Source organism: Halomonas sp. SIMBA_159 (assembly GCF_046536035.1).
Classification (GTDB): Bacteria; Pseudomonadota; Gammaproteobacteria; order Pseudomonadales; family Halomonadaceae; genus Vreelandella; species Vreelandella venusta_A.
On record NZ_JAWJBT010001692.1, the window covers coordinates 1 to 234 of the forward strand.

Annotated in this window: 1 protein-coding gene; it reads right to left on the reverse strand. The window is 58.1% G+C overall.

Annotated features, from left to right (window positions below; all coding sequences use genetic code 11):
• On the reverse strand, positions 1–234 hold a 234-nt coding region (locus R0J87_RS24970; protein WP_498889719.1), incomplete at both ends, for a phosphoribosylaminoimidazolesuccinocarboxamide synthase.

The window sequence follows — 234 nt, forward strand, 5'->3', positions numbered from 1 at the left end:
GATGTGGTTCACTTTCAAGGTCAGCGTCTTCATCTTGGCGCGTTGCTCGGGAGTTGCCCAGCCAACGGTTTCCGCCAGCGACTCGTTGATCATCGGGTCGCCCTTCTCGTCGTTCTTGAAGAACAACTCAAAGGTCGGCGGGTGAAGCAGAAGGCCTGCTTCCACGCCCAGACGCTTCACCAAACCGCCAGCGGCAATGCTACGCACCACGCACTCTACCGGGATCATCTGCAT